A 16,959-nucleotide genomic window follows, 5' to 3' on the forward strand; every position below is an offset into this window, starting at 1 on the left:
TTCACTGAGGCCATCCCGGAAGATTTACGCGTGTTGTCTATACAGATTTCACGATTCCAACACTTTTTCCATGACGAACTGAATGAAGCGCTGCTCCCGCACGACGACCGCGCGCGCCAGCAGCATCGTGAAGCCGCAATATTCGAAGAACGGCCGCGCCGTGACGCTCGAATAGGTATGCAGCGTGAAGAGGCCGGCTTCTTCCGCCTCGGCCTCGATGCGCGCGAGCAGCGAGGTCGCCACGCTTTTTCGCTGATGCCTCGGATCGACGAACATCATGTCGATGAGACCGTTCTTCTCGAGATCGGCGAAGCCCGCGAGTTCGCCGTCGACGAGACCGACCCACGTGGGACGGCTCGCGCGCGCGAGTTCCCATTCGTCGCGATCCGCTTGCGACCAGGCTGCGATCTGCGCTTCGTTATAGTCGGCCGATGCCGTTTCGCGAACGGCGCGTTGGAACAGATCGATCACACCGTCGAGATCGCTCGCGCGATAAGGTCTGACTTCGATGAGCGGCAGCCCTGGCATTTCATCACCTTTGTTACTGTCAAAAGAAAAAAGCCGCTGCCCAGGCAGCGACGGTATAGCGTTGCAAACGCGGGAAAAAAATCTTTACGGGAATGAGGCGGAATCGGGCGCGCGCAAACGTTCGAATCGATGAAAAACGGATGCCTGCACCGCGCCGCCGATGCGTCCTTCAGGAAGCCACGGCCACCGTCGCGATACCGAGCGCGGTCATCAGAAGCGACGCGCTGACGTGAATCGCGATCTCCCCGAGCGCCCAGCCGAGCCGCCCTTGCTGAAGATGCGCGACCACTTCGGCCGAGAACGTGGAAAACGTGGAGAGACCGCCCATCAATCCGGTGATGATGAACAGCCGCCATTCGACCGAGAGATCGGGAAAGCGCGCGAAAAAAGCGACCGCCACGCCGATGATGTAGCCCGCGATGACGTTTGCCGCGAATGTCCCGAGCGGCAGATTCGGAAAAATCGCATTCAGGCGCAGGCCGAGGACCCATCGGAGCAATGACCCCAGGCCGCCGCCGAGCCCCACGGCGATGATCGACAGATACATGAAATAGGTGAAATCGGTTCGAAATTAAAAGCGTTATGTCTCACGGGCGAGCCGGTCGATCAGCGCGCCGCGGCTTTGCTCGACCATCCAGCCGCCCTTGTGCCGCACGTGCGCCGCCCACGTGCCGTCACGGCGCTCTTCCCAGCAGCCGGCATCGTGGCCGTCGATGAGCAGCGAGCCGCGCACGACGAGTTGCGGATCGGCCGGGTCGAGCACTTCGTCATCGTTGTGTTCGAGCTTGACGGTATGCATGAGCGTCGTCTGGAAACATGCCGAGATCCACGGCGATCTCGCGAATGGCTCCATTCTAACGATACTCAACGCGCGTCGTTCAAACGCTTACCGTAGCATGAAGGACATTGCCGAAAGGCAATTGAGTGTCCGGACGACATGTTCGACCGAAGGCGCATCGAAGGCGAGCGTCACGGCATCGATGCGTTCGAGCGTCGGCCACTGGCAGAAGAGATCGGCGAATGCGCTCGTTTGCGCGCGCAGTTCGCAGCGATGGCCGGTCGTCGTCGAACGTTTTGGATGGCTCATGGACGCGGCCGCTTCGATCGTTTCGCGCGCCGCGAGCCGGATCGCCTCGCAGGCCGCGGCGGGCGTTTCCGTCACGCCGCTCGAATAGCCGTGCGCGGTCTTTACGCACAGAAAGCGCGCGCCGGGAAATGCGGGCAGCGTTTCGGCGCCGAACACGTCGTCGCCGGTCAGCAGCGCGACGCGCGCGCCGTGTTCCCCGGCAAGCCTGCCGTAAAGACCGGCCTCGCCGACCTCATCGCCATCGAGCGTGACGCGCGCGAATGCGGCGCTGTTGATCGTATGCGCGAGGATGCCGCGGCTTTGCGCACGCGCGTGATAGCCGATCATGAACACCACTTCCGGCGATGCTTCCAGTCCCGCCATCATGCCGAGCGTGCGCGGCTTGCCGAGCACGAGACGCGCGCGTTGATCGAGCATGTCGGGCATCAGATTGCGAAAGCCGCCGTGCGAATCGTTGATCCACACCTGGCTTGCGCCGCCATCGAATGCGCCCTGCGCGGCCGCGTTCGCTTCGCGCGTCATCCAGCGGCGCGCGTGTTCGTATTCGGCATTGCCCGCGCGCGTCTGCTCCGGATGAAACACGCCCGCGATGCCTTCGATATCCACGGAGATCAGCACTTTCATGGTCATGTTCTCAATGCGTCCTTGAGCGAAATCCGCCGATGACCATCGCGCCCGGCGACCGTTTCGGCGCTGTAGAGCGCATCGAGAATCGCCTGTTCGATGCTGTCGGCGGCGGCTTGAAAAAGCGGATCGAGCCGCGCGTCGTTGATAAGCGGCGGCATCGTGATGAAGTCCGCGTCGTGCCGCACCGTGTACGCGGTCGTGAAGGCCAGCGCGATATCGCCGCTGCCGTGACCGTAGACCGATCCGGTGCGCGCGAGTCCGGCGGCGGCGCGCATCGCGAGACGGCGCAATTGACGCGCATCGAGCGGCGCGTCGGTCGCGATCAGCATGATGATCGAGCCTTGCTCGGGTTTGTTCGGCGCTTCGTTTTTGACGTGCAGCGTGCGTCCGATGGCCTCGCCCGCGATCGTCAGTTGCGGCAGCCGACCGAAGTTCGCGAGCACGAGCGCGCCCGCTGTGAACGCATGCTCGCCGATCCGCGCGACACGCGACGCCGAACCGATACCGCCCTTCAGCTCGAAGCACGACATGCCGCGTCCCGCGCCGGCCGCACCGCGTTCGACGTCGACGCTGCATGCATCGAGCGCGCTTCTGTAATGCGCTTCGTGGATCGCGAGCGCCTGCATGTCGTTGAGGTAACCATCGTTGCATTCGAACACGAGCGGATTCACGCTCGGCTCTTCCCGTCCGATGCGCGGATTCGCCGCGACAGCCGCGCGAATCTGCGCATTCGCCACCGTGCCGACGCCGAAGGTATTTGTCAAAGCGATCGGCGTTTCGATCACGCCGAGCTCGTCCACCTGCACGAGCCCGACGCTCTTGCCGAAGCCGTTGAGCACACACGCGGCGGCCGGCACCTTGTCGCGATAGAGATCGCCATCGTGCGGGCGAATCACGGTGACGCCGGTTTGCACCGCGCCTTGGGCGAGCGTGCAATGCCCCGCCGTCACGCCCGCGACATCGGCGATCGTGCCGCGCGGCCCCGCTTCGAGTGAACCGATATGCATCATGGCCGGTCGAGCTTCGGATCGAGCGCGTCGCGCAGACCGTCGCCGAGCAGATTGAACGCGAGCACGGTAAAGAAGATCGCGAGGCTCGGGAAGATCGCGACGTGCGGCGCCATCGCCATGTCGGCGCGCGCTTCGTTGAGCATCGCGCCCCACTCGGGCGTCGGCGGCTGCGCGCCGAGTCCGAGGAACGAAAGACTCGCGGCCGTGATGATCGACGTGCCGATGCGCATCGTGAAGTACACGACCACCGATGAAATCGTGCCGGGCAGAATGTGCCGCGCGAGTATCGTCCAGTCCGATGCGCCGATGCTCTTCGCCGCCTCGATATACGTGAGATGCTTGAGCGCGAGCGTATTGCCGCGCACGAGCCGCGCGAATGCGGGAATGCTGAAGATCGCGACCGCGCACACCACGTTCACCATGCCGTTGCCGAGAATCGCGACGACGCCGATCGCGAGCAGAATGCCGGGAAACGCAAACAGCACGTCCGCGATGCGCATCACGATGCGGTCCCACCATCCTTCGTAATAGCCCGCGAGCAGGCCGAAGAACGTGCCGATGACCGCACCGAGCACGACGGACAGCAAACCCGCCGACAACGATATGCGGCTGCCCACGAGGATGCGGCTCAGAATGTCGCGGCCCAGCGAATCGACGCCGAACCAGTGCGCGGCTGAAGGACCGGCATTAAGCGCGTCGTAATCGAAATAGTTTTCCGGATCATAAGGCGCGATATACGGCGCGATGATCGCGATCACGATCAGCAGCAACACGAACACGGCCGCGATCATCGCGATGTGCTGCCGCCTGAACTTGCGCCAGAACTCCGTCCACGGCGTGCGAATCTCTTGCGGCGCGCTGGCCGCGCTTTGGGCTGTCACGCTCATCGCGTCCTCACTTGAAGCGAATGGTCGGATTGATGATCGCGTACAGCACGTCCACGATCAGATTGATCACGATGAACTCCAGCGAGAACAACAGCACTTCCGCCTGAATCACGGGATAGTCGCGCATCTCGACGGCATCGACGAGCAAACGGCCGAGCCCCGGCCAGTTGAACACCTTCTCGACGACGATCGAGCCGCCGAGCAGAAAGCCGAATTGCAGGCCCATCATCGTGATGACGGGAATCATCGCGTTTCGTAAGCAGTGCTTCACGATGACCATCGGTTCATGCACGCCTTTGGCGCGCGCGGTGCGCACGAAGTCCTCGCCGAGCACTTCGACGAACGACGCACGCGTGAAGCGCGCCATCACCGCGGCCACGGCGGCGCCCAGCGTGATCGACGGCAGCACGTAACCTTTCCACGTGCCGTCGTCGACGATAGGCAGCCAGCCGAGTTTCACCGAAAAAATTTCCATCAGCAGCATGCCGAGCGCGAAGGCGGGAAACGAAATGCCCGACACCGCGAGCGTCATGCCCAGCCGATCCGGCCAGCGATTGCGCCACACCGCCGACACAATGCCGATCGCCATGCCGAAGATCACGGCCCATATCATGCTTGCGAGCGTGAGCCACAAGGTCGGCATGAAGCGCTCGGCGATTTCCGTCGATACGGGCCGCTTGCTGCGCGTCGACGTGCCGAAATCGAAATGCACGACCTTGCCGAAGAAACTCACGAGCTGCTGCGGCAACGGCTTGTCGAGGCCCAGATCGGCACGCACGAGCGCGACCGTGGCTTCGTCGGCTTCCGCGCCCGCCGCGAGCCGCGCGGGATCGCCTGGCAACATGTGCACGAAGAAGAACACCAGCACGGCGACGATAAAGAGCGTCGGCAGCAGTCCGAGCAGGCGTTTGGCGATGAAGTTGAGCATCGTGTGAGACTCGATAAGACCGGGCCGCGCGGGCCCGGCCGGCGTCCATCATTTGATTGCGATTTCGTCGAAACTGAACGAGCCGTCGGGCATCACGTACGCGCCCGACAAACGCTTGCTGCGCGCATACACGACCTTTTCCGTGACGAGGAAAATCCACGGTGCGTCGGCCCAGATGCGTTTTTGCGCATCGGTGTAGAGCTTCGCCTTCTCGCTGCGATCCGTCGTGGCGAGCGCTTTTTGCAGATCGTCATCGACCTGATCGTTCTTGTAGTACGCGGTGTTGAAGAGCTTCGGCGGGAACGAACCGCCGCTCAATAGCGGCGAGATCGCCCAGTCCGCTTCACCCGTCGACGACGACCAGCCGATGTAGAGCATGCGCACCGGCGCCGTCTTCGGATCGGGCGCGCTCTCGATGCGCTGCACGCGCTGCCCCGCTTCGAGCGCTTCGACCGATGCCTTCACGCCCACTTGCGCGAGTTGCTGCTGCACGAACTGGATGATCTTCTGCGCGGTTGTGTGGTTATAGCCCGACCACAGCACGGTTTCGAAGCCGTTCGGATAGCCCGCTTCCTTCAGCAGCTCGCGCGCCTTCGCGGGATCGTATTTCCACGGCCCGAGCTTCGGCGTCGCATAGTCGACGCCCGGCGGCACGACGCCTTCGGACGGCACCGCATAACCCGCGAACGCGACCTTCACGAGCGCGTCCTTGTTGATCGCGTAGTTCATCGCCTCGCGCACCTTCGGATTGTCGAAGGGCTTCTGCAGCGTATTCATGCTGACGTAGCGCTGAATGATCGACGGCGCCGCGATCAGATCGACCTTGGGGCTCGCCTTGAGCGTCGCGGCCTGCTCGAACGGAATCGAGAACGCGAAGTCCGCTTCGCCCGTTTGCATGAGCGCGGCGCGCGTGTTGTTATCGACGACCGGCTTCCAGTCGATCATGTCGATCTTCGGCAAGCCTTTGCGCCAGTAGCCGGCGAACTTCTTCACTTTCAGGTCGTCGGTCTGCTTCCATTCGACGAACTCGAACGGGCCCGTGCCGACCGGATGAAACGCGATGTCCTTGCCATACTTCTGCAACGCGGTCGGCGAGATCATCACCGCCGACGGATGCGCGAGCACGTTGATGAACGCCGAGAACGGAATCTTCAGCGTGATCTTCACCGTGTACGGATCGACCACTTCGGTCTTTTCAATCTTGTTGAAGAGGTTGTAGCGCTTCAACTTGTTGTCCGGATTCGTCACGCGGTCGAACACGGCTTTCACCGCGTCCGCGTTGAAGTCGGTGCCGTCCTGGAACTTCACGTCCTTGCGCAGATGGATCGTGTAGACCTTCGCGTCGGGGCTCGCCTCGTAGCTCGTCGCGAGCACGTTGCGAATCTTCATGTCCTTGTCGAAACCGAAAAGGCCCTCGTAGAACGACTTTGCGACCGCCTGAGAGAGCGTGTCGTTGGCGTCGTACGGGTCCATCGTCGTGAAGGTCGACGCAACGGCCATCACGGCCGTGCTTTGCGCATGCGCTGCGACCGGTGCAAGTGCGGACAGTGTGGCAAACGCGCTCGCTGCGAGCATCGCGCGCAATGTGAAGGACGGCATCGTTGGACTCCTTGTTGAAGTGCTTCTAGTAAGCGCCGCCAACGTGATGCTCGGCGACAAAGTGATCTGGTCCGACAGCGACCAGTTTCGCGACGATCGGCTCATCGCCGAGTTTGCGGATCGGGCTCGGAATCTCGTCGGCGGCGAGCATGCGCTTTGCATGTCTGCGCGCCGGATCGGCGACCGGCACCGCGCTCATCAGCTTGCGCGTGTACGGATGGCCCGGCGCTTCGAACACCGCCGCACGCGGCCCGATCTCGACGATCTGCCCGAGATACATCACCGCCACGCGATGACTCACGCGCTCCACGACCGCCATGTCGTGCGAGATGAAGAGATACGCGACGCCCAGCTCGCGCTGCAGATCGAGCATCAGATTGACGATCTGCGCGCGCACGGAGACATCGAGCGCGGAGACGGATTCATCGGCGATCACGACTTTCGGGTTCAGTGCGAGCGCGCGCGCAATCGCGATGCGTTGCCTTTGACCGCCCGAGAATTCATGCGGATACCGTTGCGCGGCTTCTGGCGGCAGGCCGACCTTGTCGAGCAGCCAGTCGACGCGCGCCTGCGCTTCCCGTCCGCTCGCCACGCCGTGCACGAGCAGCGGCTCCATCACCGAAAAGCCCACGGTGAGACGCGGATTGAGCGACGCGAACGGGTCCTGAAAAATGAACTGGATATTGCGCCTGAGCGTTTGAAGCGCATGACCTTCGAGCTTGCTGATGTCGCGTCCGTCGAATTCGATGGAACCGCTCTGGCTCTCGACGAGCCTCAGCAACGAGCGTCCCGTCGTCGACTTGCCGCAGCCCGATTCGCCGACCAGCGCAAGCGTTTCGCCCGGACGCAGATCGAAGCTCACGCGCTCCACCGCATGCACCGCCGCCGTCGTGCGGCCGAACAAGCCGCTCTTCACCGGAAAGCGCGTGACGAGATCACGCACGCGCAGAATCGGCGCGATGGATTCATCGACGGCAGGCTGCTTCTCCCGCTCGACCGCTTCCGACGGACGCAACGCGCTCGCATCGTCGGGCGCGATTTCCGCCGGCTCGACTTCGAGGATCGGGAATTTCGCGGGACGGTCGGTCCCGCGCATTGCGCCGAGCGTCGGAACGGCGGCGAGCAGCGCCTTCGTGTACGAATGCTTCGGCGCATGAAACAGCGCGTCCGATTGCGCCTCTTCCACTTTCTCGCCGCGATACATCACGAGCACGCGATCCGCCACTTCGGCGACCACGCCCATGTCGTGCGTGATGAACACCACGCCCATGTTCATCTCGTCCTGCAGGCCGCGCACGAGTTGCAGGATCTGCGCCTGGATCGTCACGTCGAGCGCGGTGGTCGGCTCGTCGGCGATCAGGAGCGCGGGCTTGCATGAAAGCGCCATCGCGATCATCACGCGCTGGCGCATGCCGCCCGACAACTGATGCGGATAACGCGCGAACACGCGCTTCGATTCGGGAATGCGCACGAGATCGAGCAGACGCAATGCTTCGGCGCGCGCATCGGAGCGGCTCTTGCCCTGATGCAGCGCGATGGCTTCCGCGATCTGGTCGCCGACCGTGAACACCGGATTGAGCGATGTCATCGGCTCCTGGAAGATCATCGCGATATCGGCGCCGCGCACGCCGCGCATCGTCGCCGACGATGCCTTCGCAAGATCGAGCACTTGCCCGTTGCGCCGGCGAAACGCGATGCGGCCCGACACGATCTCTCCGCCGCCATGCTCGACGAGACGCATCAGCGCGAGCGACGTGACCGACTTGCCCGAGCCCGATTCGCCGACGATCGCGAGCGTCTCGCCGCGATCGACGGTGAACGAGATGTTGCGCACGGCTTCGACGGTGCGCGAGCGCGAGCGGAAATTCACGGACAGGCCGTGTACGTCGATGACGCGCTCATCGGGCAGGGTCATCATCGATAGATCGCCGTGACGGGCGCTTCACCCACGCGCGCAAAGCCGCGATACATGCCTTCCGTATTGAACGGCAGCACGACGTTGCCTCTCGCATCGACGGCGACAAGCCCGCCGCGTCCTTCGATGCGCGGAAGCTTGTTCATCACGACATCGTTCGATGCTTCTTCCAGCGACACACCGCGATAGTCCATCTGCGCCGACACGTCGTACGCCGCGAGCATGCGCATGAACATCTCGCCCGTGCCCGTGGTCGAGACCGCGCAGGTCGCGTCGTTGGCGTAGCAGCCCGCGCCGATCATCGGGGCATCCCCGACGCGGCCCGCCTGCTTGTCCGTGATGCCGCCCGTCGATGTCGCAGCAGCCAGATGACCGTTCGCATCGAGCGCGACCGCGCCGACCGTGCCGAACTTCTTGTCCGGATCGATGGGTTCGTTCGGATCATTGCCGAAGGCGAGTCTGGTCGTCGCATCGTGATCGAGCATCGTGCCCGACGTGCCCCGCGCCTTCTGCCACTGCTGATAACGCGCTTCCGTGTAGAAGTACGACGGATCGACGAACTCGAGCCCTTGCGCCTCTGCGAACGCTTCCGCGCCCGCGCCCGTGAACATCACGTGATCGCTCACGTCGAGCACGCGGCGCGCGGCGAGGACCGGGTTCTTCACACGCGTCACGCAACTGATCGCGCCCGCTTCGAGCGTCGCGCCGTCCATCACGGAGGCATCGAGTTCATGCGTGCCCGCTGCCGTGAACACCGCGCCGTGACCCGCGTTGAAAAGCGGACAGTCCTCGAGCAGACGCACGGCTTCGGTGACGGCGTCGAGGGCGCTGCCGCCATCGGCGAGCACGCGCTGGCCCACGTTCAAAATGCCGGTGAGCGCCGCAAGATAGCGCCCTTCCGTTTCGGCGTTCATCGCGCTGCGCAGGATCGTGCCCGCGCCGCCGTGAATTGCAATGACTGGTGTGGCCTTCATGATTCGCGCGGTTCCGTGTGAGTGTGTCGTTTCGCGGGCGTGCGCCGCGTGGCGTGAACGGCTTGCGGGTCTGCTCGTGTGTCTTTCGGAAGCGACGGCGCAACGAGCCACGGCAAAACGAATTCGGTCAGTCCCGATGCCGCCTCGACCGAGCGCTTCGCCCGATGCGCGACCGCGTCGCACAGCGCTTCGATGACGGCGAGCACGGCGGTATCGCAGTTCGCCGCGAGCCTGCGTTCGGCGCGGATCGCAAGCACGAGGTCCGCGACCTGCGCGAGCGGCGACACGGCGCTGTCGGTGAGCGCGACGACGCGCAAGCCATGATCGTGCGCGAGCCGCGCAAGCGTGATGGTGTCGTCGACATAACGCGGGAATGCGATCGCGACGAGCACATCGCCGCGCGATGCCGTGAACAGCCTGCGCGCCGCGTGCGACGGCCCGCCCATCAGCGCGAGCGACTGCACGTTCGCGCAATACGGCGTGAGACCGTGCTCCATCAGGCCGGCGAGAAACGCGCTCGCGCCGTAGCCGATCACGAAGACACGCGGCGCGGCGAGGATCGTATCGACGATGGCTTCGGCCTTCGCGCCATCGACGGATGTCTGGGCGAGACGCAGATTCGCGGCCGCCTGCGCAAGCGATGCGTCGAAGACTTCGGCGCCGGTCGCGGGCGATTCGAGCGCGGTGCGCAAGCGCTCGACCGGCGCGATGGTCGCCTCGAAGCCGCGCACGAGCGCCTCGCGAAACGCGGGATAGCCCGAGAAGCCGAGCGCGCGCGCGAAACGGTTCGCCGTCGCCACCGACGCGCCCACCGCGCCCGCCAGTTCGTCGATGCGCATCGTCGCCGAACGGAACAGGTTCGCCAGTACGAACGCTCCCATGCGCCGATGGATCGGCGTGAGCGTCGGCATGGCCGCGGCGATGCGCGCGGAGATCAGATCGTCGGCGCTTGCCGGCGCACGAGCCGATAGTGAACGGGACATAAAATGCGCTGCGCTCTCATGTCGATGAAACGCGATGAAAGTATATTTACTCGAAAAACCCGCCAAAAAAAATTCATTTTCATCGAACTCGGGTTTTCGATAAGGCACGCACAGGCCCGCACATCGGTCGCGTCCGATGCATCGAACGCGCACGATCATGCACAATACGGGGCGCGCCGCGGTGCCAAAGCGCGCATCTCCCGTCCTCAACCGCCCTTATGAATTTCGACTTCCTGCCCGATCCGCTGCCGCATCTGCTCGCCATTCATCCGTGGGCGCAAACGCTCGCGGGCATCGTCGCGCTCGCGCTGATCGCACTCTTTCTGCAGTGGGTCGTCGCGCGCATCGTGCTGTATGTCGCGCATCGGCTACTCGTGCTCGCCGGGCATCAGAAGTGGGACCGCGCGTTCATCAAGCATCGCGCGTATCACCGGCTCTGGTACGCGGTGCCGTTCGCAACAGTCGCGCTCGGCATCGACGACGTGCCGCGCGTCGGCCATTGGGCGACGGTCATCGGCCGCGTCGCGCACGGCGGCGCGTGGGTCTGCGTGTTTTTCGCGGCGGGCAGCGCGCTGTCCGCGTGGCAGGACGTCTATGCGGAGAGCAAGGAAGCGCAGACGCGCTCGATCAAGGGCTATATCCAGATCGGCAAGCTGGCGCTCGCGCTCGTGTGCGGCGTGCTCGTCCTGTCGATCCTGATCGACCGTTCGCCGCTCTGGATGCTCTCCGGGCTCGGCGCGCTCTCGGCGGTGCTGCTGCTCGTGTTCAAGGACACGCTGCTGTCGCTCGTCGCGAGCACGCAGCTTACGTCGAACGACATGCTGCGCATCGGCGACTGGATCGAGATGCCGCAAGCCGCCGCCGATGGCTTCGTGAAGGACATCGCGCTGCATACGGTCAAGGTGCAGAACTGGGACAACACCGTGACCACGGTGCCGACCTACAAGCTCTTTTCGGAGAGCTATCGCAACTATCGGCACATGTTCGAATCGGGCGGAAGGCGCATCAAGCGAACCATGCGCATCGACGCGCAGTGCGTGCGTTTTCTCACCGAGGAAGAAACCGCGCGCCTCAAACGCTTTCGCCTGCTGCACGATTATCTGGAACAGAAACAGACCGAAGTCGAGCAGGCCAACCGCAATCTCGGCGACCTCGCGAACGAACCCGCGAACCGGCGGCGGCTCACGAACATCGGCACGTTTCGCGCGTATGGGCTTGCTTATCTGCAGCGTCATCCGGAGATTCGCCAGGACATGGCGATCATGGTGCGCATGATGGAACCGGAATCGCAGGGCATTCCGATCGAGGTCTACTGCTTCACCGCGACGACCGCGTGGACGCAATACGAGCGCATTCAGGGCGATGTCTTCGATCATCTGCTCTCGATCCTGCCGGAGATGGGCCTGCGGCTCTATCAGGCGCCGTCGGGCTCAGACTTCTCCGGCGTCGCGGGCCGTCTGCGCGGTGAAATGCCGACGCTGTGACCTGCGCGATTCCCGCCGTCGAAAAGAATCAGGCAAGAATCCGCCAGTTTTGTGTATTCACGTTGACGCTTCCCGTCCGTACGATCTAACCATCGCCGATGCGCCTTTTTTCCGCAGCTTCAGAGCCGCGGCGGAGTCGTTTTTTCTCGCGCATCGCCACTCAATCGTCATAAAAGGAAAACTCAACGTGATCGATCGCGTCCATGCCATGCGTGTCTTTACGCGTGTCGTCGATACGAACAGCTTCACGCGTGCGGCCGAGTCACTCGGCATGCCGCGCGCGAGTGTTTCGACGACCGTGCAACAACTCGAAGCGCTAGTCGGCGTGCAATTGCTCGCACGCACGACGCGGCGCCTGAATCTCACCGTCGACGGCGCCGCCTATTACGAGCGTTGCGCGCAGATCCTCGCCGATATCGACGAGCTCGAATCCGGTTTCGGCGCGGGCGAGGAGCGCCTGCGCGGACGGCTGCGCGTCGAAATGCCGGATACCATCGCGACCTCGATCGTCGTGCCCGCGCTGCCGGAGTTTCACGCGCGCTACCCGCATATCGAGCTGTCGATCGGTATCGGCAATCGCAATGTCGATCTCGTCGGCGAAGGTGTCGATTGCAGCGTGCAGCTCGGTGAATTGCCCGATTCCGGTCTGATCGCGCGCCGGCTCGGCGTGCTCGAACAGGTGACGTGCGCGAGTCCCGCTTATCTGGAGAAGCACGGCACGCCGGAAACGCTCGATGAACTGGCGCAGCACGTCGCGGTGAACTGCCTTGCGCAAAAAAGCGGGCGCCCGGCCGACTTCGATTTCGATGTCGACGGCGAATCCGTCACGATGAAGGTGCGCGGTTTCGTGCAGGTCGCCGACGAGCACGCGTACCTCGCGTGCGGCGTCGAGGGACTCGGGCTGATCCAGCCGCTGCGCATCGCGGCGCAGTCTTATCTGCGCTCGGGGCAACTGCGCGAAGTGCTGCCGCAATGGAAATCGCCGCCGCTCAAGGTGTCGGTGGCGTTTCTGAAGAGCCGTCAGGCGACGCCGCGCGTGTCCGTGTTCGTCGACTGGCTCGCGGCGCTCTTCGAGCGTTCGCAACTGATCGACGACACGTTGACGAGTCTTTATCGCTCGGCGCAGCGTCGCGGTTCCACGCGGCGGGATCGTCCGGAAGAAGAAACCGCCGGCGCGTGAAGCCGGTTCGGCCCTACCGCACGGGCGTGGCTGCGTTCGCGCCCACGACCGTGTTCCATTTGCGCACTTCCCAACGCTCGACGAGCCCGTTCGTCACGTACGGATCGTTCTTCGCGAAGTCTTCGGCGGCGGCGGGCGAATCGCTGTGAAATAGCAGCATCGCGCGATCGCTGGGCGCATCGAGCGCGCCCGCGAGCACGATGTCGCCCCGCTCCACCGCCGCCCACGCGAGGGCCAGATGGGCATCGCGAAACTGCGCACGGCGTTCCAGATAGTCTGAGCAAAGGTCGTAGATCAACAGATAGTGCATCGCCGTCTCCTTTCGGTGAAATAGTGCCGGATTCATCGCGCCAGTTTTGTCCTAATTTCCGAGATCGAAACCAAGAGTTCAATCGGAAGCCTCTGATCGCCTTACCATAGCGTATCGAAGATCATGTGCGGATACTTGTAAAGGACTCTGCCATGAACCGCGATCAACCTCCCTGCAATATGTGCTCGAAGCACGATTGCCGAAGCTGCGCGTGGACGTCGCCGCTCGATGCTTCATACCGCACGCTCATCCACTCCCATTCGCTGCTGTCGATCGTCGCGCTTTCCGTGAATGACGCGAAATCCGCGCCCGCGGAGCCGTCGTGGTTCACCATCGCCGGCCGACGCATTTTCAGATTTTTCTCGGAACTGAGCCCGCGCGCACGCTAAAAGCGCGCACTGAGCGTTGTCGCGGAGCGCCGTTTTTGTAAAGAAGCTTGCACGTTTCTTTTTAGGATAACTGTGCATATAGAATCCGCAGCGCCCTCGCGCTTGCATCAAGCGCTCCTGTAGAAAGGAAATTCAGTCGATGAGCATCAATCTGGTCCAGGCAGTCAACGCTGCGATCTCGGACAACATCGCGGAGCAGTTGTCGCAGAAGTTCGGCATTCCCGGGCAGATCATCCGGCAACTCGCGGCACGTATCGCGCCCGGACTCGTCGCGTCTCTGATGGACCGGGCGACGCTCGTGCCAGGCTCGCAGTCGGTGTTCTCCGTCATCATGCAGCCGGAAACCAACGCTCACGTCGCGGATCAGCTCGCCAAGCTGATCGCAACGACCGCCGGCCTCAAACAGCTCGAAAGCGACGGTCACGCCCTCGCCGCGGTCGCGACAGGCCAGCGTGTCGATGCACTGACCGACGCCGTTTCGATCGAAACCGGCGTTCCCACGCAAGCTACGTCGGCGCTCGCCGGCATCTTCTCCGCCGTGCTGTTCGGCATCATGAAGCGCCATTTCCTGCTCGCGCAATGGGGACTGGCGCACGTGCCCAAGCTCCTGCGCGACCAGGTCGGCGAGATCAATGCGTCGATGTCGAACGCGGTCGCAACGGCCATCGGCGTCGGTAATACCGAAGGCTTCACCAGTTGCATCACGCCTCGGCTCAACACGGTTGCGTCGAGCCTCGAACCGCACACCGAAGGCGATGTCGCGGCGCCCGTGGCGATTGCGCCCGAGCCTGTCGTCAGAGCCGCCACGCAGACGGCGCCGCCGCCCAAGTCGGCCCCGCCGGCCGTGCCGCCTGTCGCGCCCCCCATGCGCGCGCCGTTGCTCCAGCCCGCGCAGAAGCGGTCGAATAAATGGATCTGGCTGCTTTTCGCGGTTTTGGCTGTCATCCTCGCGCTGGTCTATTACCGCGGCTTCACGCATACGGACAGCGTCGATCTGAGCGCGGCGCCCGCCACGCAGCCGGTCGCCAGCGCGCCGGCGGCGGCATCGGCCGACGTGCCGTCGATCACGCCGGTCGCCCATGACGCGCCGGCAGCGTCGCCCATCGATGCATCGATCACAACGGCAGCAGCGCCGCAAAGCGCTTCCGAATCGAAGTTCGCGCCCGCGTCGTGGAAAGACGCGCAACTGCTGTTCAACGTGAGCGCGGCTGGCGCTCCGGCAATCGAAGCGACGGTCGGCACCGAAGCGGAGAAGAAGCATCTGATCGACACGTTGACGGCTCGCTTCGGAAAGGCCTACACGGCAAATGTATCCGTCGTGCCGGAAACGCGCCCGGCGACGTGGCTCGCGCGTCTGAACGACTTCTTCCCGCTCATGGCCGTGCCGGGCGCGGAAGCGAAGATCACCGGCTCGAAAGTCGAATTGAGCGGCGCGGTCGCAAACGCGAAGCTCGGCTGGGCCGATCGCCTGAAGAGCGCGCTCGGCGGCATGTTCCAGGTCGCCGCGTTCGACGCCGATGGCGCGGTCGCCACCGCGACGCAATCCTTCCGCGATGCGATGAAGAGCCTGCTCGCCACGGAAACGCCCTGCTCCGGCGACAAGTTGAGCCGCGTGCTCGACCTTCAGGTCGTCAATTTCGCGCGTTCGAGTGCGCAAGTGCCGGAAAGCGCGTTCGCCACGCTCGGCGAGACGGCGCAGTTGCTCAAAAATTGCGCGGCCAAAGGTTCGATGGTGAATCTCGAAGTCGCGGGTTACGCCGATACCTCGGGCACGCCGGCGGCGAAGCTGGAAGTGTCGAAGGAGCGCGCTCAGGCGGTGCGCGGCTATTTGGTGCGTAACGGCGTGCCGCCGCAATCGCTCACGGCCGCAGGTTACGGCGACACCAATCCGATCGCCGATAACGACACCGCCAGCGGACGTTTCGCGAATCGTCGCATCGAGTTCGTCGTCAGAAAAGGCTGAGCGCCGGTCTGACGCGTGAGAGGTTTCTCAAAACGCCGTCGCGCGAAAGTGCGACGGCGTTTTTCGTTGCGCGCGCGAGGCGCGCTTTGCTGCGGTTTCAGTTCGGCTTTTCGAAATCGTTCTCGGCCCAGCGCTCGGCGCTCGTCTTGGTCAGCTTGAATGCCGGCGACACGCGCACGTGCGCGAGTTGCGCGCCGTATGCATCGAAGGCTTTGAGATTGGCGTAGGGATCGTCTTCATCCGGAACGATCTCCAGCGTGACGGTGACGTCCTCACCCTGCACGTCGATGGTGACGTTCTTGTTCAGCATCGCGTGACGCTGCTGTTCGTGCCGGCGCAAGACTTCCGACGCCGTCTTGACGAGCGTGCGGAACGCGCCCGCATCGAGCGGCTTCGGGTTTTTCTTGTCGCGGCCCATCGTCCACGGGCCGACGAGCGCGGGTTCCGCCTCGCCCGCCTGAATCATTTCGACGGCCCAGCCGTCGTCGTCTTCGTTCTTGATCACGCGCGCGGTCCAACCGTCGTCGCGCCAGAGGCGGTCTTCGTGGATCGCTTCGTCGGTGGAGGGAAATTCGGAATCGGTCATATCGTTGCAAGGCACGCAGTGAGGCAATGCGAAGAATTTTACCTTGGCGGGGATCGCGGCATCGTTCGTGCTCTGCGGATTGGCCGAACGGCCAGTGTCATACCCAAACGCATTGCGCCGTGCTAATTTGAATAGACCGGGACCGTCCGGAATCCATCTGCAAAGCAGTCAAGAAGCCTTAAAACTCAGTCAAGGAGCGACCGCATGCTTGCATTCATCGGTACTTTGATCGTCGGACTCGTCGTCGGTCTCATCGCGCGCGCACTCAAGCCGGGCGACGACAGCATGGGCTGGATCATGACCATCGTCCTCGGCATTGCCGGCTCACTCATCGCGGGGTATGTCGGCCGCGCGCTCGGCTGGTATCAGCCGGGACAGCCGGCTGGATGGATCGCATCCGTGATCGGCGCGATCATTTTGCTCGTCATCTGGGGAATGATCCGCAAGCGCACGTAACGCCGCGCCGTACCGTTTCTCTTTTTGGCGAAACGCCTCGTCCGGATTCGGGC

18 protein-coding genes are annotated in these 16,959 nt (G+C 63.5%); 5 read left to right on the forward strand and 13 right to left on the reverse strand.

The window, feature by feature from the left end:
- Window positions 1-48 precede the first annotated feature (48 nt).
- From AWB76_RS09670 to AWB76_RS09720, 11 genes are all read right to left on the reverse strand, one after another.
- Entirely contained in the window at window positions 49-528 is a 480-nt protein-coding gene (locus tag AWB76_RS09670) for a GNAT family N-acetyltransferase (protein WP_061159934.1), read from the reverse strand.
- A gap of 169 nt (window positions 529-697) precedes the next feature.
- Complete coding sequence (gene crcB, locus AWB76_RS09675) at window positions 698-1,075, reverse strand: fluoride efflux transporter CrcB (RefSeq protein WP_061159935.1); 378 nt, start codon at window positions 1,073-1,075, stop codon at window positions 698-700.
- Between the two features lie 33 nt (window positions 1,076-1,108).
- Window positions 1,109-1,327, reverse strand: a complete 219-nt coding sequence (locus AWB76_RS09680; RefSeq protein ID WP_244173290.1) for a hypothetical protein — start codon at window positions 1,325-1,327, stop codon at window positions 1,109-1,111.
- An 87-nt stretch (window positions 1,328-1,414) separates the two neighbouring features.
- Window positions 1,415-2,239, reverse strand: a complete 825-nt coding sequence (locus AWB76_RS09685) for a M55 family metallopeptidase (protein ID WP_061159937.1) — start codon at window positions 2,237-2,239, stop codon at window positions 1,415-1,417.
- 2 nt (window positions 2,240-2,241) lie between these two features.
- A complete protein-coding gene (locus AWB76_RS09690) occupies window positions 2,242-3,252 on the reverse strand; it encodes a DmpA family aminopeptidase (protein WP_061159938.1) in 1,011 nt (336 codons plus the stop codon).
- Window positions 3,249-4,139 carry a glutathione ABC transporter permease GsiD gene (gsiD, locus tag AWB76_RS09695; RefSeq protein ID WP_061159939.1) on the reverse strand — a complete coding sequence of 297 codons (891 nt, stop codon included), beginning with the start codon at window positions 4,137-4,139 and terminating at the stop codon, window positions 3,249-3,251. Before gsiD ends, AWB76_RS09690 begins: the two co-directional genes overlap by 4 nt.
- A gap of 7 nt (window positions 4,140-4,146) precedes the next feature.
- Entirely contained in the window at window positions 4,147-5,067 is a 921-nt protein-coding gene (gsiC, locus tag AWB76_RS09700; protein ID WP_061159940.1) for a glutathione ABC transporter permease GsiC, read from the reverse strand.
- A gap of 48 nt (window positions 5,068-5,115) precedes the next feature.
- Window positions 5,116-6,666 carry a glutathione ABC transporter substrate-binding protein GsiB gene (gene gsiB / locus AWB76_RS09705; protein ID WP_061159941.1) on the reverse strand — a complete coding sequence of 517 codons (1,551 nt, stop codon included), beginning with the start codon at window positions 6,664-6,666 and terminating at the stop codon, window positions 5,116-5,118.
- Between the two features lie 25 nt (window positions 6,667-6,691).
- Window positions 6,692-8,584 (reverse strand): dipeptide ABC transporter ATP-binding protein, encoded by a 1,893-nt coding sequence (locus AWB76_RS09710; protein WP_061159942.1) that lies wholly within the window; start codon window positions 8,582-8,584, stop codon window positions 6,692-6,694.
- The gene (locus AWB76_RS09715; protein ID WP_061159943.1) at window positions 8,581-9,555 is read right to left on the reverse strand and encodes an isoaspartyl peptidase/L-asparaginase family protein; all 975 of its coding nucleotides are present in this window, start codon (window positions 9,553-9,555) and stop codon (window positions 8,581-8,583) included. Before AWB76_RS09715 ends, AWB76_RS09710 begins: the two co-directional genes overlap by 4 nt.
- Window positions 9,552-10,538: a MurR/RpiR family transcriptional regulator gene (locus AWB76_RS09720; RefSeq protein WP_061160165.1), complete on the reverse strand. Its 987-nt coding sequence runs from the start codon at window positions 10,536-10,538 to the stop codon at window positions 9,552-9,554. The genes AWB76_RS09715 and AWB76_RS09720 overlap by 4 nt, the downstream gene beginning before the upstream one ends.
- Window positions 10,539-10,756: 218 nt before the next feature.
- On the opposite strand from AWB76_RS09720, the gene AWB76_RS09725 reads away from it, so the two are divergent.
- Complete coding sequence (locus AWB76_RS09725; protein ID WP_061159944.1) at window positions 10,757-12,022, forward strand: mechanosensitive ion channel family protein; 1,266 nt, start codon at window positions 10,757-10,759, stop codon at window positions 12,020-12,022.
- A 187-nt stretch (window positions 12,023-12,209) separates the two neighbouring features.
- Entirely contained in the window at window positions 12,210-13,202 is a 993-nt protein-coding gene (locus AWB76_RS09730; protein ID WP_061159945.1) for a LysR family transcriptional regulator, read from the forward strand.
- A gap of 13 nt (window positions 13,203-13,215) precedes the next feature.
- On the opposite strand, the gene AWB76_RS09735 is transcribed toward AWB76_RS09730, so the two are convergent.
- Window positions 13,216-13,512 carry a YciI-like protein gene (locus AWB76_RS09735; protein ID WP_061160166.1) on the reverse strand — a complete coding sequence of 99 codons (297 nt, stop codon included), beginning with the start codon at window positions 13,510-13,512 and terminating at the stop codon, window positions 13,216-13,218.
- A gap of 152 nt (window positions 13,513-13,664) precedes the next feature.
- On the opposite strand from AWB76_RS09735, the gene AWB76_RS09740 reads away from it, so the two are divergent.
- Together AWB76_RS09740 and AWB76_RS09745 are read left to right on the forward strand one after the other, a co-directional pair.
- Entirely contained in the window at window positions 13,665-13,901 is a 237-nt protein-coding gene (locus AWB76_RS09740) for a hypothetical protein (RefSeq protein WP_061159946.1), read from the forward strand.
- Between the two features lie 139 nt (window positions 13,902-14,040).
- Window positions 14,041-15,864 carry an OmpA family protein gene (locus AWB76_RS09745; protein ID WP_061159947.1) on the forward strand — a complete coding sequence of 608 codons (1,824 nt, stop codon included), beginning with the start codon at window positions 14,041-14,043 and terminating at the stop codon, window positions 15,862-15,864.
- Window positions 15,865-15,961: 97 nt separating this feature from the next.
- On the opposite strand, the gene AWB76_RS09750 is transcribed toward AWB76_RS09745, so the two are convergent.
- Window positions 15,962-16,450, reverse strand: a complete 489-nt coding sequence (locus AWB76_RS09750; protein ID WP_061159948.1) for a hypothetical protein — start codon at window positions 16,448-16,450, stop codon at window positions 15,962-15,964.
- Between the two features lie 204 nt (window positions 16,451-16,654).
- Between AWB76_RS09750 and AWB76_RS09755 the strand changes: the two genes are divergently transcribed.
- A complete protein-coding gene (locus tag AWB76_RS09755) occupies window positions 16,655-16,906 on the forward strand; it encodes a GlsB/YeaQ/YmgE family stress response membrane protein (protein ID WP_061159949.1) in 252 nt (83 codons plus the stop codon).
- Window positions 16,907-16,959: the final 53 nt, after the last annotated feature.

Source organism: Caballeronia temeraria, assembly GCF_001544795.2.
GTDB lineage: Bacteria > Pseudomonadota > Gammaproteobacteria > Burkholderiales > Burkholderiaceae > Caballeronia > Caballeronia temeraria.

Coding starts and splice junctions, on each gene's coding strand:
- AWB76_RS09745 (WP_061159947.1), top strand. CDS start 14,041: ATGAGCATCAATCTGGTCCAGGCAGTCAACGCTGCGATCTCGGACAAC.
- gsiB (WP_061159941.1), bottom strand. CDS start 6,666: ATGCCGTCCTTCACATTGCGCGCGATGCTCGCAGCGAGCGCGTTTGCC.
- gsiD (WP_061159939.1), bottom strand. CDS start 4,139: ATGAGCGTGACAGCCCAAAGCGCGGCCAGCGCGCCGCAAGAGATTCGC.
- AWB76_RS09690 (WP_061159938.1), bottom strand. CDS start 3,252: ATGATGCATATCGGTTCACTCGAAGCGGGGCCGCGCGGCACGATCGCC.
- AWB76_RS09680 (WP_244173290.1), bottom strand. CDS start 1,327: ATGCATACCGTCAAGCTCGAACACAACGATGACGAAGTGCTCGACCCG.
- AWB76_RS09710 (WP_061159942.1), bottom strand. CDS start 8,584: ATGATGACCCTGCCCGATGAGCGCGTCATCGACGTACACGGCCTGTCC.
- gsiC (WP_061159940.1), bottom strand. CDS start 5,067: ATGCTCAACTTCATCGCCAAACGCCTGCTCGGACTGCTGCCGACGCTC.
- AWB76_RS09720 (WP_061160165.1), bottom strand. CDS start 10,538: ATGTCCCGTTCACTATCGGCTCGTGCGCCGGCAAGCGCCGACGATCTG.
- AWB76_RS09670 (WP_061159934.1), bottom strand. CDS start 528: ATGCCAGGGCTGCCGCTCATCGAAGTCAGACCTTATCGCGCGAGCGAT.
- AWB76_RS09750 (WP_061159948.1), bottom strand. CDS start 16,450: ATGACCGATTCCGAATTTCCCTCCACCGACGAAGCGATCCACGAAGAC.
- AWB76_RS09685 (WP_061159937.1), bottom strand. CDS start 2,239: ATGAAAGTGCTGATCTCCGTGGATATCGAAGGCATCGCGGGCGTGTTT.
- AWB76_RS09740 (WP_061159946.1), top strand. CDS start 13,665: ATGAACCGCGATCAACCTCCCTGCAATATGTGCTCGAAGCACGATTGC.
- AWB76_RS09725 (WP_061159944.1), top strand. CDS start 10,757: ATGAATTTCGACTTCCTGCCCGATCCGCTGCCGCATCTGCTCGCCATT.
- AWB76_RS09755 (WP_061159949.1), top strand. CDS start 16,655: ATGCTTGCATTCATCGGTACTTTGATCGTCGGACTCGTCGTCGGTCTC.
- AWB76_RS09715 (WP_061159943.1), bottom strand. CDS start 9,555: ATGAAGGCCACACCAGTCATTGCAATTCACGGCGGCGCGGGCACGATC.
- AWB76_RS09735 (WP_061160166.1), bottom strand. CDS start 13,512: ATGCACTATCTGTTGATCTACGACCTTTGCTCAGACTATCTGGAACGC.
- crcB (WP_061159935.1), bottom strand. CDS start 1,075: ATGTATCTGTCGATCATCGCCGTGGGGCTCGGCGGCGGCCTGGGGTCA.